Origin of the sequence: Bradyrhizobium sp. Ghvi (assembly GCF_900115265.1) — a bacterium.
Lineage (GTDB): Bacteria > Pseudomonadota > Alphaproteobacteria > Rhizobiales > Xanthobacteraceae > Bradyrhizobium.
Map to the genome: position 1 here is coordinate 45738 of NZ_FOVU01000004.1, position 13778 is coordinate 59515.

The 13778-nt window shown below is 64.3% G+C and carries 16 protein-coding genes; 7 read left to right on the top strand and 9 right to left on the bottom strand.

Going from position 1 to position 13778, the window contains the following annotated elements; translation table 11 throughout:
• Window positions 1-43 precede the first annotated feature (43 nt).
• Complete coding sequence (locus BM374_RS15555; RefSeq protein ID WP_092293629.1) at window positions 44-709, top strand: DsbA family oxidoreductase; 666 nt, start codon at window positions 44-46, stop codon at window positions 707-709.
• A 6-nt stretch (window positions 710-715) separates the two neighbouring features.
• On the opposite strand, the gene BM374_RS15560 is transcribed toward BM374_RS15555, so the two are convergent.
• From BM374_RS15560 to BM374_RS15580, 5 genes are all read right to left on the bottom strand, one after another.
• Window positions 716-1879, bottom strand: a complete 1164-nt coding sequence (locus BM374_RS15560) for a GNAT family N-acetyltransferase (protein ID WP_092293631.1) — start codon at window positions 1877-1879, stop codon at window positions 716-718.
• A gap of 153 nt (window positions 1880-2032) precedes the next feature.
• Window positions 2033-3472, bottom strand: a complete 1440-nt coding sequence (gene ccoG / locus BM374_RS15565; protein ID WP_092293632.1) for a cytochrome c oxidase accessory protein CcoG — start codon at window positions 3470-3472, stop codon at window positions 2033-2035.
• 37 nt (window positions 3473-3509) lie between these two features.
• Complete coding sequence (locus BM374_RS15570) at window positions 3510-3713, bottom strand: YgaP family membrane protein (protein ID WP_092293634.1); 204 nt, start codon at window positions 3711-3713, stop codon at window positions 3510-3512.
• A 12-nt stretch (window positions 3714-3725) separates the two neighbouring features.
• A complete protein-coding gene (gene trxC, locus BM374_RS15575; protein ID WP_092293636.1) occupies window positions 3726-4184 on the bottom strand; it encodes a thioredoxin TrxC in 459 nt (152 codons plus the stop codon).
• Entirely contained in the window at window positions 4181-5467 is a 1287-nt protein-coding gene (locus BM374_RS15580; RefSeq protein ID WP_092293638.1) for an NAD(P)/FAD-dependent oxidoreductase, read from the bottom strand. The genes trxC and BM374_RS15580 overlap by 4 nt, the downstream gene beginning before the upstream one ends.
• Window positions 5468-5582: 115 nt before the next feature.
• Here BM374_RS15580 and BM374_RS15585 point away from each other — a divergent pair, with 115 nt between their 5' ends.
• From BM374_RS15585 to BM374_RS15600, 4 genes are all read left to right on the top strand, one after another.
• Window positions 5583-5882: an ArsR/SmtB family transcription factor gene (locus BM374_RS15585; RefSeq protein ID WP_177248401.1), complete on the top strand. Its 300-nt coding sequence runs from the start codon at window positions 5583-5585 to the stop codon at window positions 5880-5882.
• A gap of 124 nt (window positions 5883-6006) precedes the next feature.
• Entirely contained in the window at window positions 6007-7002 is a 996-nt protein-coding gene (locus BM374_RS15590; RefSeq protein WP_244552631.1) for an efflux RND transporter periplasmic adaptor subunit, read from the top strand.
• Window positions 6999-10223 (top strand): efflux RND transporter permease subunit, encoded by a 3225-nt coding sequence (locus tag BM374_RS15595; RefSeq protein ID WP_092293644.1) that lies wholly within the window; start codon window positions 6999-7001, stop codon window positions 10221-10223. Before BM374_RS15590 ends, BM374_RS15595 begins: the two co-directional genes overlap by 4 nt.
• Before the next feature lie 10 nt (window positions 10224-10233).
• A complete protein-coding gene (locus tag BM374_RS15600; RefSeq protein ID WP_092293646.1) occupies window positions 10234-10590 on the top strand; it encodes a carboxymuconolactone decarboxylase family protein in 357 nt (118 codons plus the stop codon).
• Window positions 10591-10662: 72 nt separating this feature from the next.
• Here the strand turns inward: BM374_RS15600 and BM374_RS15605 are convergent, their stop codons facing one another.
• The 4 genes from BM374_RS15605 to BM374_RS15620 all read right to left on the bottom strand — a co-directional run bounded on the left by BM374_RS15605 (window position 10663) and on the right by BM374_RS15620 (window position 12778).
• Window positions 10663-10992, bottom strand: a complete 330-nt coding sequence (locus BM374_RS15605; RefSeq protein ID WP_092293649.1) for a hypothetical protein — start codon at window positions 10990-10992, stop codon at window positions 10663-10665.
• A gap of 101 nt (window positions 10993-11093) precedes the next feature.
• Entirely contained in the window at window positions 11094-11498 is a 405-nt protein-coding gene (locus BM374_RS15610) for a hypothetical protein (RefSeq protein WP_092293651.1), read from the bottom strand.
• A gap of 290 nt (window positions 11499-11788) precedes the next feature.
• Window positions 11789-12031 (bottom strand): PilZ domain-containing protein, encoded by a 243-nt coding sequence (locus BM374_RS15615; protein WP_092293653.1) that lies wholly within the window; start codon window positions 12029-12031, stop codon window positions 11789-11791.
• 282 nt (window positions 12032-12313) lie between these two features.
• A complete protein-coding gene (locus BM374_RS15620) occupies window positions 12314-12778 on the bottom strand; it encodes a PaaI family thioesterase (protein ID WP_092293655.1) in 465 nt (154 codons plus the stop codon).
• Window positions 12779-13127: 349 nt separating this feature from the next.
• Here BM374_RS15620 and BM374_RS15630 point away from each other — a divergent pair, with 349 nt between their 5' ends.
• Together BM374_RS15630 and BM374_RS15635 are read left to right on the top strand one after the other, a co-directional pair.
• Window positions 13128-13421, top strand: a complete 294-nt coding sequence (locus BM374_RS15630) for a hypothetical protein (protein ID WP_092293659.1) — start codon at window positions 13128-13130, stop codon at window positions 13419-13421.
• A 98-nt stretch (window positions 13422-13519) separates the two neighbouring features.
• Window positions 13520-13774, top strand: a complete 255-nt coding sequence (locus BM374_RS15635) for a hypothetical protein (protein ID WP_092293661.1) — start codon at window positions 13520-13522, stop codon at window positions 13772-13774.
• The last annotated feature ends 4 nt before the right edge of the window (window positions 13775-13778 follow it).

The following is a 13778-nucleotide window of genomic DNA, read 5'->3' on the forward strand; positions in this document are numbered from 1 at the left end:
GCTTATCTTGGGACAAACTCTTGTTGGCCCGAAGGAGGCGCTCATGAGCACCCTGAAACCGCTCCAGATCGATGTCGTCTCCGACGTGGTGTGCCCGTGGTGCTATATCGGCAAGCACCGGATCGAGAGCGCGCTGGCGCTCGTGCCCGACGTGCCGGTGAAGCTGAATTTCCGTCCGTTCTTCCTCAATCCCTGGGTGCCGCGCGAGGGCATCAGCCGTGAGGATTATCTCACCACCAAGTTCGGCTCTGTCGAGGCCTACAAGGGCATCGCCGGCCGCGTGGTTGCTGCCGCCGGCGAAGAGGGGCTCGTCTACAAGCCCGAGCTGGTCGCGCGTCAGCCCAACACGACCGACTGCCACCGCCTGATCCTGTGGGCCGAGGCGATCGGCAAGGCGCCCGAGATGAAGCAGCGGCTGATGGAGCTGTATTTCCGCGACGGTGGCGATCTCACTGACGTCAACGTGCTGGTTCAGGCGGCGGCCGATGTCGGCCTTGATGGCGATGATGTGCGCAGGCGCCTCGCCACCGACGAGGACGTCGCGCGCGTCTCGGCCGACGCGCAGGAGGCCGCCGAGAAAGGAATCTCGGGCGTGCCGACCTACGTGTTTGCGCAAAAATACGCCGTCTCAGGCGCCCAGGATCCGAACCTGCTCGCCCGCGCCATCCGCCAGGTGTCCGCGGAGATCAACGCGCAGGCGGCGGAGTAACGCGAGTTATTTGCGGAGCAGGTGGATTGCGCGGCGCGCCGTCTCGCGTGCGAGGTCGCGCGCCACCAGCGATGCGTGAATCAGCGCCACCATCGGATCATGCCGCCGCAGCGGGATCAGCACGTCGCCGATCGCAAAGCGGCCGCGCCAGATCGGGTTGATCATGGGATGGTCCGCGCTTGCAGTGGAATCCGCGCTCGCAATGAGCGGATCGGCGCAGAGATGGCGCGTCAGATCTAGCGTGAGCTGCACGCCCGGCGAATATTTGGCAAAGCGTTCGTCGATGCCGAGCTTGAAGAAGAAGGCGCGATCCTGGTGGCGCAGCACGATGCCGGCGGCAACCGGCGTTGCGCCGGCGCGAAGCGTCACGATCTCGCATTGCGCGGTCTCGGCGAGGGCAGGGACGGCACGGCGGATGAAGGCCGCATCACCCGGGTCCTGAATCAGCGCGGTGCCCCGCTCGGCCTTCCAGCCGCTGGCTTCGAGTTGCAGGAAGGTTTCGAGCGCGGGCTTGATCTCATCCACCTTGCGCGCGACGTCGAAGCTGATCGCGCCGTGCTCCTCCAGGCGATGGCGCTGCCGGCGCAACTCCTTGAGCTTCTTGGCGCCGAGAGCCTCCTGCAGCAGCCTGTCGCCATCCTGTGACGCATCGAGGCTGGCACGGACATAGGAGCTGAGCACGCGTGGCCTCAGGCCGTCACGGCCGAGCGCGTCCTTGAATGATGCCATCGCGGCGCCATCGAGCGCGACGTCGCGCAGGATCAGCGCATGTGCGCCGGCCTTGCGCGCCCGCTGCAACAGGCGTGTCGCGGCCTCGGCGGAGGCATCGCGATCGACCAGCGGGCTGCACAGCGTGCCATAGGGATGCGCGCTCACCAGCGCGGGCAGGGGAATCTTCCAGGCCTGCCAGAGCGAGACCACCGGCAGCAGCCCGATCAGCCGCGTCGACGAGCCGCCGCAGACGGACAGGGCCGAGGCACCCATGCGGCCGCGCGCGGTTGCGCTGACGGCGAGCTCCCAGGCAGGCAAATAATAGCCGTTCGGCTCGACTGCCCGCTGCGCCAGCGCGCGCCACCGGCCGGGCTCGATCGCCATCAGCGGGACGAGCGCGGGCGTTGCATCCTTTGCCGATGCCGAACCAGTCGCAGCCTGGTGAGCGATGTCGACCACGTCCCGTCGTCCCCGTTCACGCCGGCAGGAACCGGCGTTGCCGCGCATGCTTAGCGCAAAGATTGGAAAATACCGTGGGGATGCGGCTTCAATTCGAGCGGTATTGTTAACGGCTCATTGAGCATCCGGCGGCACGCCGCCGGATTCCTGATGTCACTGGTCACCCGGGATGAAGTGGTCGCGGGCGCTGGCCTGTCCGCCGCCGGCCGTGTCGGTGATGGTGATATCGATGTCGCGCGACGCCGGCGGCACATTGGCCTTGCCGACCTGCACCGAGAGGCGAACCTCGCGGGTCTGATCCTGCCCGACCTCGACGACCGGCTTGCCGTCGGGGCCGGCCACGACGCCGGCGACACGGATGGTTGCACCTGGCAGGCCGGAGAGGTCGAGCGCGAACGATCGCTCCGCACCCTTGTTGAGGATGCGTACGGTGTAGTCGTTGCGCACGCCACCATCCGAGAGCTGGACGAACAGCGGATTGCGCTCGTGCAGCACGTTGACGTCCATCGTCGCGCGCGTGGCCAGCGTATAGAGCATGATGGTCCCGACCACCGCGATGGCGGCTGCATAGATCAGGGTGCGCGGACGGATCACGCGGTAGATCGGCGCCTTGCCTTCGCGACGACGCTGCATGTTGATGTCGGTGTCATAGCCGATCAGGCCGGTGGGCCGGCCGATCTCGCGCATCACGTTGTCGCAAGCGTCGATGCACAGGCCGCACTGGATGCAGCCGAGCTGGATTCCATGGCGGATGTCGACGCCGGTCGGGCAGACATTGATGCACTGATGGCAGTCGACGCAGTCACCGGCGACATCGCCATGGGCGCGGGCGGCGTCCGCCTTCTTCACCGACATGCGCGGCTCGCCGCGGTCGCGGCGATAGGTGACGTTGAGCGCCCACTCGTCGGTCAGTGCGGCCTGGATGCGCGGCCAGGGGCACATGTAGATGCAGGTCTGCTCGCGGGCGTGCCCGGCGAAAAGGTAGGTCGTGGCGGTGAGGATGCCGATCCAGAGATAGGCGATGAACGGGGCCTGGAAAGTCGCCAATTGCTTCACCAGGGTCGGCGCGTCGTCGAAATAGAGCACCCAGGCGCCGCCGGTCCACCACGCGATCATGATCCAGAGAAAGTGCTTGGTTGCGACTTTCCGGATGTGACCGAAGCTCCAGTAACGCTTGTCTGCCTGCATGCGCTCGCGCCGGTCGCCTTCGACCCAGCGCTCGACGGCGTAGAACAGGTCGGTCCACACCGTTTGCGGGCACAAATAGCCGCACCACAGCCGGCCCGCCACCGCGTTCATCAGAAACAGCGTCAGGGCGGCGATGATCAGGAGACCGGTGAAGTAATAGACCTCCTGCGGCCACAGCTCGATGAAGAAGAAGTAGAAACGGCGATGGGGCAGGTCGACGAGCACGGCCTGATCGGGCAGGCCGGGGCCGCGATTCCAGCGCACGAAGGGCAGCAGATAATAGATGCCCAGCGTGACGCAGAGGACCGCCCATTTGATGCGGCGAAACTGCCCGTGCACCGACTGCGGATAGACCTTCTTGCGCTTCTCGTAGAGAGGCCCTTCGATGAAGGTGTCGTCGGTCATGGCAAATTCCCCCGCATCACGATCTACGCAGTCGCGTTCACGAGAACGCGCAGCCGCTCGTCAGGCCCAGCTTCTTGAACACGATCGCCGCGGGGCAGAAGCCGGTAAACGAGGCCTGCAACATGTTCAGCCCGGCAAAGGCCGTCAGCAGGTACCAGTACGCATTGACGTATGTGCCCAGCGCAAGTCCGAGCAGGACGACGAATCCTGCGAAGGCGAGAACGGCTTTATCGACATTCATGGTATGCTCCTCTTAAGGATGATCACGTTCCGAACGGGTCAGGCCGGCTTCGGTCCAGGCCACGATGCTGCGTGCGTCCATCGCACCGGCCTGGCGGGCAATCTCGCGCCCGCCGCGCATCAGCAGCAGCGTCGGGATGCCGCTGATGTTGAAGCGTGACGACACCGAAGGCGCGTTGTCCGAATTGAGTTTCAGCAGCCGGACCTTCGGGTCCAGCTGTTGTGCGGCGCGCTCGAACATCGGCGCCATGGCGCGGCACGGACCGCACCACGGTGCCCAGACGTCCACCAGCACGGGAATGTCGTTGTTCGCGACATGGCGGCTGAAGGCCTCCTCGTCCACCTCGATCGGATGACCGGTGAACATCGGCTGGTGGCAGGCGCCGCAGCGCGCGCCTTCCGCCGCGCGCTCGACGGGCAGGCGATTGACGCGCCCGCAACTGCCACAGACGATCTGGCGTGTGGTGCTCATGTGCCGGTTCGGACCTCCTTGATCTTGGCGATGTTCAGCTTGTCGAGAACGAAGCGCTCGTAGAATGGCTCGCTCTCGCCGCGCCGCATCTTGCGCAGGAAGTACTTCTCGAAGGCGACCTTGGCGAAGTGCACCCACTCGCCCTTGGACGACCAGTTGACGTTGCGCGGCGGGATCTGCGGCTGCGCGAGGAAGGCGACGCCGGAATCGCCGAAGTCGGCGAGGCAGATCGCGTTCCAGGTCGGCTGCGCCGTCGGAGCCTTGCCGCGGAGCAGGGCGCCGATGTTGATCGCGGTCGCCGTCACCATGGACTCGATCATGAAGCCGGTCTTGGGGACACCGACCGGCACCGGCGTCGCGCCCACCGGCGCGATCGCGACGCAGACACCGACCGCAAAGACGTTGGGGAAGGTGGGGTTCTGCTGATGCTTGTCGACGATGACGAAGCCGCGCGGATTCGTCAGTTTCTCGATGCCGCGCACCGCTTCGACGCCGCGAAAGGCCGGCAACATCATCGAATAGGCGAAGGGCAGCTCGTGGGCCTTGTGAGACGTGCCGTTGTCGGCAAGCTCCTCCACCGACATCATGCCTGGGGCGACTTTGTCGACGCGGGCATTGGTGATCCACTTGATGTGCTTCTCGCGCATCTCGCTTTCGAGAAGGCCCTTGGTGTCGCCGACACCGTCGAGACCGAGATGGCCGATATACGGCTCCGAGGTGACGAACGTCATGGGGACCCGGTCGCGCAGCTTCCGCCGGCGCAGCTCGGTTTCCAGGATGAAGAGGAATTCGTAGGCCGGGCCGAAGCAGGATGCGCCCTGAACGGCTCCGATCACGACCGGACCGGGATTGGCGGCGAGCTTCTCGAAGGCCTCCTGGGCATGCGCGGCATGATCGACGTGGCAGATCGACTGGGTATGGCCCTGCGGCCCGAGACCCGGAACCTCGTCGAACGCCAGCTCGGGGCCGGTCGCGACGACCAGGTAATCATACCCGATCGACGTGCCGTCGCCGAGTTCGACGCGGTTCTCGGTCGGGTGCACGCGCTTTGCGCCCTGCGTCAGCAGCCGCACGCCTTTGCGCTTCATGATGTCAGCGAGATCGATCTCGATCTCCTCACGCTTGCGCCAGCCGACCGCAACCCAGGGATTCGAGGGCACGAAATGATAAACGGCGCCTTGCGAGATGACGCTGAGGCGATCGTCCTTTCTCAACTGGGGCAGCAATTCATAGGCCATCAGCGTTCCGCTCAGGCCGGCTCCGATTACAACGACTTCCGCCATGGGTACCTCCGTTGGACCAATCTGCTCCGCCGGTTCAGTTCCGGCCGTCGTGCAGTGCTTGACTATATATTCGTAATTTCGTATATACGCAAGTATGAATATGAATGCTGACATCATGGAGCGGGCGGCGGACCAGGCGAGCGAGCTGCTGAAGGCGCTCGCCAACCGGCACCGCCTGCTGATCATCTGCCAGTTGATCGATGGCGAGCGATCGGTTGGCGAACTCGCCGAGTTCCTCGATCTGCGCGACTCCACCGTGTCGCAACATCTTGCGCTCCTTCGCAAGGATGGCCTGGTGTCCGCCCGACGCGAGGCGCAGACCATCTTTTATTCGATCGCCAGCGAGCCGGCGCGCGAAGTGCTGAAGACGCTCTATCAGGCGTTCTGTGCGCCGAAGTCAGCCAGGACCAAATGAAGCATAAGCGAGCTCGGGAAGGTCGCCTTGAGCAGGATCAACGCGCCCCACTCCGATGCAGATGAAATGACCCGCGCAGCAGCGTGATGCATTGATGACGAAACGGAATTGTCCCATGCGATGTATGGCAGGATATGTGGGCTTGCTGGCCGCCTTCGCGACCATCGGCCTGTCTGGAACACCGGCGACGGCGGCCGAAACGCTCGTCGTCGCGCCGCAATCGATCGCAGACGAAAAGGCGGTATTCGCCACCGTCGAAAGCATCAGCGTCGTGCCGGCGCGCGGGCGCATCGGCGGCACCGTGGCTCAGCTCAAGGTCAGGGAAGGGGATCGCGTCGCCGCCGGCCAGGCGATCGCGACCATCGGTGACGAAAAGCTCGTGCTGCAGATGAAATCGCTCGATGCGCAGATCGAAGCGCTGCAGGCACAGGCGAACCAGGCGCAGCTCGACTTTAACAGGACCGAAGGTCTGGTCGAGCGCGGTATCCTGCCACGGATCAAGCTCGACGAGCAGCGCACGGCGCTGAACGTCGCGGAAAACGGCTTGCGTGCCAAAACGGCAGAACGTGCTGTCATCAACGAGCAGCTCAATCAGGGGCAAGTGCTCGCGCCGGCCGATGGTCGCGTGCTGAAGAGGCTCATCACCGTTGGCTCCGTCGTGCTCGCGGGCGATCCCATCGTCACCGTCGCCCAGCAGAATTTCAAACTGCGGCTCCGCGTGCCGGAGCGGCATGCGCGCTTCCTCAAGGCGGGCGACAAGATTCGAATTGACGGCGCGGAGTTCGTCGGCGAAGGCGCCAAATCGGGCGTCATCGACCTCGTCTATCCGCAGATCGAGGAGGGCCGCGTCATCGCGGACGCGACCGTCGACGGGCTCGGCGAGTACTACGTCGGTGACCGCTTGCGGGTCTGGATCTCCGGTGGCACGCGGTCGGCCTTCATTGTGCCGTCGGGCTACGTGACGACCCGGTTCGGCATCGATTACGTTCGGCTTCAGAAGGACGCCGGAACCATCGACGTCCCGGTGCAGCGCGGCCGCGACCTGCCGACGCCGACGCTTCCCGACGGACTTGAGATCCTGTCCGGCATTTCAGCCGGCGACCAATTGGTGCGGCCGTGAATCTCGGACTGTCGGGTCGGTTGACGAGGTCGACCATCGCATCTCCGCTGACGCCGCTCTTCCTGCTTGCGGCGCTCGTCGTCGGGTTGATCGCCGTGGTGGTGATCCCGCGCGAAGAGGAGCCCCAGATCAGCGTTCCCATGGTGGATATCCGCATCACGGCCGACGGTTTGCGCGGACCGGACGCGGTCGAGCTAGTGACGAAGCCGCTGGAATCGATCGTCAAGGGCATCGATGGCGTCGAGCACGTCTACAGCCAGACCGAGGACGATCGCGTGATGGTCACCGCGCGCTTCCTGGTCGGCACCAAGTTCGAGGACGCTATCCTTCGGGTGCACGAGAAGATCCGCGCCAACCTCGATCGCATTCCCGTCGGCATCCCCGAGCCGCTGATCGTCGGCCGGGGCATCAATGACGTCGCGGTGACGGTGCTGACGCTCTCGCCCAAGCCCGAAGCGGCCAGCCGCTGGACCGACAAGGATCTCTACGAGCTCGCCGACAAGCTGCGCGCCGAGCTGATGAAGGTCGACGATATCGGCCTGACCTACATTTCCGGCGGCGCGGCGCAGCAGATCCGGGTCGAGCCAGATCCGGAGAAGCTGTCGCTGTTCGGAATCACGCTGCAGCAACTCGTGGCCAAGGTGAAGGATGCCAACCGCTCGTTCCTGGCGGGGCAGGTGCGCGATGCCGGTCTCGTGCGGAACGTCGCGGCCGGCCAAACGCTGTCGGGCATCCCGGACATCGGATTGCTGCTCATCACGACCCGCGACGGCCGCCCGGTCTACGTCAAGGACGTCGCCTCCGTCGTCGTCGGGCCGAGCACCATCGAGCATCGGGTCTGGACGGATACGCACGACGCCGGAGGACAGTGGGCACGAACGCCAGCAGTCAGCCTGGCCCTGGCCAAACGCGCCGGTGCCAATGCGGTTGTCGTATCGGAAAACATTGCCAAACGTCTCGAAGGACTGAAGTCCCGCCTGATCCCGGACGACGTCCAGGTGACGGTGACGCGCGATTATGGTGAGACGGCCGACGAGAAGGCCAACGAGCTGTTGTTTCACCTCGCCCTCGCGACGATCTCGATCGTCGTCCTGATCGCGATCGCAATCGGCTGGCGCGAGGCACTGGTGACTTTCGTCGTGATCCCCACGACGATCCTGCTGACGATGTTCGCCGCCAACCTGATGGGTTACACCATCAACCGCGTCAGCCTGTTCGCGCTGATCTTCTCGATCGGCATTCTCGTCGACGATGCCATCGTGGTGGTCGAGAACATCGCGCGGCACTGGGCCATGCGCGATGGTCGGCCGCGCCTGCAGGCGACCATCGAGGCGGTTGCGGAAGTCGGCAACCCGACCATCGTCGCGACGCTGACGGTGGTCGCCGCGCTATTGCCGATGCTGTTCGTGTCGGGCCTGATGGGTCCTTATATGGCGCCGATTCCGGCCAATGCGTCGGCAGCCATGCTGTTCTCGTTCTTTGTCGCGATGGTGGTGGCTCCATGGCTGATGCTCAAGCTCGCGCCCAAAGGCGACAATGCGGCCGCCCATGCAGCGCACGATGAGGGCCGGCTCGGCCGGATCTACCGGCGCTTCGCCGCGCCGATCGTGCGGAGCAAGCGATCGGCCTGGATATTCCTGCTCGGTGTCGGCATCGCGACGCTGCTGTCGATGACGCTGTTTGCGACCAAGTCGGTGACGGTGAAGCTTTTGCCGTTCGACAATAAGTCCGAGATCGCGGTGGTCGTCGATCTGCCGGAAGGAGCGAGCCTGGAAGCGACCGAGCGCGTGCTGTTCGGCGCGGCCGAGCTCGCGCGACAACTGCCGGAGGTCACCTCGCTGCAATCCTATGCCGGCACACCGGCGCCCTTCAATTTCAACGGCCTGGTGCGGCACTATTACTTGCGTGAGCGGCCCGAACTCGGCGAGGTGCAGGTCAACCTGGCTTCCCGCGGCGAGCGTAAGCGCGCCAGCCATGAGATCGCGCTCGAGCTGCGCGAGAAGCTGAAGGCGCTCGATCCGCCCAATGGCACCAGCATCAAGGTGGTCGAAGTGCCGCCCGGGCCGCCGGTGCTCTCGACGCTGCTCGCCGAAATCTACGGTCCCGATGCGGCCACGCGCCGCGCTGTCACGGCCGAACTCAAGAAGATCTTCGCGGAGGTGCCTTTCATCGTCGACGTCGACGATTCCATCGGCGAGAAGCGGCCCCGCCTGCGGCTCTCGATCGATCAGGACCGGCTTGAATTTTTCGGCGTCGAGCAACGCGACGTCTACGACACCATCCAGGCGCTGTTCGGCGGCATCTCGATCGGCTATTCGCATCGTGGCGAGGATCGCAATCCGATCGAGATCGCAGTGCATCTCGGAAAGCGCGATTTGGTTTGGGACGAGGCGCTGGCCTCTACGCCCGTGCCGGCCAATACCTTGCCCGGCAGCAAGACGGTGGTCGAACTCGGACAGGTCGTGAAGGCGGCAATGGAAGAGGGCTCGCCGACGATCTTCCGCCGTGACGGCCGCTTTGCCGATATGGTGATGGCCGAGCTCGCCGGGCGCTTCGAGGCTCCGCTCTACGGCATGCTCGCGGTCGCCGATCGGGTGGACGCCCATGACTGGGGCAGGCTGCCGAAGCCTGCGATCAACCTGCACGGCCAACCGTCGGACGAGTCGCGTCCCACGCTGCTGTGGGACGGCGAATGGGAAATTACCTGGGTGACCTTCCGTGACATGGGCGCAGCTTTCGGTGCCGCAATCCTCGGCATCTACGTGCTGGTGGTCGCCCAGTTCAGGAGCTTCCGTCTGCCGCTCGTCATCCTGACGCCAATTCCACTCACGCTGATCGGCATTCTGATCGGGCACTGGCTGTTGGGCGCGCCGTTCACCGCGACCTCGATGATCGGCTTCATCGCGCTCGCCGGAATCATCGTGCGCAACTCGATCCTGCTGGTCGACTTCATCCGGCACAGTGGCGGAGACGGCAAGTCGCTTCGCGAGGTGGTGTTGCAGGCTGGCGCAGTTCGCTTCAAGCCGATCCTTCTCACCGCGCTTGCGGCCATGATCGGCGCCGCGACCATCCTGCTCGATCCGATCTTTCAGGGATTGGCGATCTCGCTTCTGTTCGGGCTTGCGTCGTCGACGCTACTGACGGTGCTGGTGATTCCCGCGATCTATATCGCCTTGCGCGCACCGCCCGAGGCGACTTCGACCACAGCCAAATCCAGCTAGCGAGGGTCCGATGGACAAGAACTACGTCGACATGACCAGGAATATTTCTGCCAACCTGAAGAAGCTGCGCAACGATATTCCTGACACGATGAAGGGATTTTCTGCGCTCGCCCAGGCGGCCACGCGCGACGGCGCGCTCGACAAGAAAACCAAGGAGCTGATTGCGCTCGCGCTTGGGGTCGCCGCGCATTGCGACGGCTGTATCGGATTTCACACCGAAGCGCTCGTCAAGCTGGCGGCGACGCGCGAAGAGGTCGAGGAAGCGCTCGGCGTGGCCGTCTACATGGGCGGTGGCCCGTCGCTGATGTACGCCGCGGATGCGATCGCGGCATATGAGCAGTTCCAGCAGCAGTTGGTCGCTGTTTGATCAATCGGGCCAGGCAAACGGGACCGGACGAGCTTTCTCGTCCGGTCCCGTCGGTCACACTGTGAGGTTCATTTACCAGCGGTCGTCGTCGACGCCGACGCCCACACTCACGCCGGGCGCGCGAATGCCGACACCGGCGCGCGGACCATCGTCCCAATCGCGATAGGTACGGCGCTCGTAATAACGTTCGCGCGGCATCCTCGCATAGGAGTCGCGCACGATCACGCGCGCGCCTCGGTGGGTGCGATAGCAATTGCCGGCGTCATCGCAGACGAGCCGGACCTGCTGAATGAGATCGGGGCTGGTATATTCGTTGGTCGTGTAGAGATCAGCGGCCTTCGCGCCGCTCGTCGCAGCGAGAGCCCCCACACCGGCCAGCACTGCAATCGTGAACGTCCTCATCCTGTCCTCCTCGGAAACTGCCCTCGGCGGTAACAAGAATGGGAGGCGACGATCGTTCCGGCGGACTTACAGGTTTTTCCCGGAACTTGATGGCCGCATCGCTAGATCGGCTCGTAGGCTTCCGAGCCGCAGATATCGTCGGCTTCCGCGCGCCGTCGATCGACGACCTTTCCGCCTGATATCGTCACGATGTAGGTCTGGGTGCCCAGCGCCGAGCCGGTGGCCGAGGTGAGCTGGGCGCGGACGCAGGCGGTCCAGCCCTGTCCGCGGACCTCGTGATGGGGCAGCGCGACTTGCACCTCGCGCGGATAGGAGGTGTTGAGGAAGACCACGTCGATCTGCTCGCGGACCACGCGCTTGACGTCCGGCGGCGGTTCGGGAGGCGGCTGCTCGGCTTCCTTGAGGCGCATGAAGTCGGGCACCGGCGCGCGGCTGTCGGCGAACCCGCACCCGCCGAGCGCGAGCGTGCCGGCGAGCATCGCCATTGAAGCAACAATTCGCAACATTCGTGAAGGTCCCCCGCGGGCCACCACATAGGCTCGAATTCGGCAGGATAAAGTCCCGCCCGATCAACATTTGCTGAGGCGGCCGACCTGCCGCATTTGCAATGACGGGGTTGCGAACTGGCTTCTACCCCCAGATGAGGGGATTGCGCTCACGAGGATTCTGGTCATCGGGGAATGCGCATTCCAGCGCCCAAGGAAGCACCATGGCTGGCGCGCACTCCGACCGAGTCCGCGACGCAATCATCACAGTGCTGTAGACGCGATGCGAACAGTCGTTCACATGGCTCGCCTCATTGCACAAAGGCGAGGCCGATGCGCCGCTCGCTGCGCCAGATGGCGCGGCAATTTCGCACGAAATTGTCATGCGCGATCGACAGGGTGAACGATTGCGGAAGTGCGAGGGGAGCGTCGAGGTCGATCGCCGCGCCGCCTTCCGATATGTTTCGCACCGTGCACGCAATCCCTCTATTTTCAAAGGAGATCGTGCCACCCTTGAAGACCCGGTGTCGTTGCGTTGAACGCTTCTCGATCATGGCCGTTAATCCATAATGGAGAGTGAGAATTAGCGCATGGAAATTACGTAGAACTAAACTCAATACTGGCGCTACTTGCACGGCGCTTCAGACTTTGTTCACGACGTTGAAGCGGCAAGTCACTTCCGCGGAGTTTATCCTGCAAGCCTTTCCTTCATGGCGTTACGCGCCCTTGGAGATTCCGCCGAAGCACACGCTTTCGCTTCTAGTCTAGGTCTCGCTTCGCTGTCATCGAGAGCCGCCGAGCGCTATGCGCTCATGCGGCTCTCTATGGGATGTTGCTCAACCCGGCAACATCGCGAACGCACTCGAGACCATCGCCACCTGCTTGTTGTCGGCGGCGGAGAGCAGGGTGACGCGGCCGAAGCTCATGGTGCGCCCGAGCCGGACCACGCGCGCATCCGCCAGCACGTCCGACGAGAAGACCGCGCGCATGAAATGCGTGGTCTGGTCCACCGTCGTCATCGGACGATAGCCGCGATTGGCGGCGAGGTTCGCGATCACCATCGCGGTGTCGGCCAGCGCCATCAGCGCCTGGCCGCAAACCACGCCGCCGTTGCGGCACAGCCGCTCCGAGAACGGCATGCGGATCAGCGCGCCCGGCTGCCAGTCCTGTGCCTCGGGAGGCGGGGTGTATTCGATGCGCTCGATGGAGAGGTTGAGATCCTGGATCCAGGGCGCAAAGACCTCGCCGAGGACCCGTCTGGCCTCAGTGATACCGAATTCGATGTCTGGCTGCGATGGCATTGCTGTCGTTTCCTCCTGTGTTGCAGGGTGTTTCGCTCATTCTGCCCTGCTTGGGCGCGGCAAAGTCACGGGGGCTGCGGCTTGAAAATGCCTGACTTGGCCCGATATGATGCCACGCTTGGGGAGCGGGTGGACGATGTTGCGTCGATGTGTCCTGATATTTTGCCTGGCCGTGCTCGGTCTGGCACTGAATGGCTGCACCAGGTGCGGACCGATCTGGGACGATTGGCTCCATGGGCCGAAATCGTGCAGATCGGATCGGCTCTAGCGGATTGCAGCGGCGCTCGGAGCCGTGAAGTGGACAGGGGCCGAATCCGCCCACCTTTATCGATGATCGAAGGAGTGAGTGATGAAGCTTTTCCGTATGGTGGCGGTGTTGGCGGTGCTGGCCGGACCGGCTATCGCGCAGGAGTCGCCCCATATCAATCTCATGGCGGATGGGCCGGCCAAGACCGAAGACGAGAAGGCCGCCGATGCCGCGCGCGAGAAGGCCTACAAGGAAACGCTGAAGAAGATTCCGGACGCCAAAACCGCCAATGATCCCTGGGGCGGCATGCGCGCCGATCCGCCGAAGCAGCCCGCGCCGAAGGCGGCCGCAAGCAGCGCGCCCAAGAAGCCCAAGGCCAGCACAGCCGCGAACTGACGCTCTTCGCGGAGGGGGTGACGCCTTCGGCAGGACTCCCCTTTGCCGGGACTGGATCCTACATTCTCCTCAAGTGTTGCGTTGAGGAGTGAGGAAACATGGTGGATCGCCCCCGGGACCTCGCCGAGCGGATGGCGCGTCGGCGCAAGCAAGCCGTCGGGGCGGCCAACACGCCCGCTGACGGTTATCTGCGCGAAAGCTTCACCCTGCCACGCGCGGAGGCACGGGCAAGGGCGCAGGCCTTCTTCGCGCGCTATCCCAAGGCCGGCTACATGAGCGAAGTCGAGACCTGGCGCGAACTGCCCGGCGGTGACATCGAATTCACCATGCGGCGGCTACCGAGCGCCGACTAGCCCC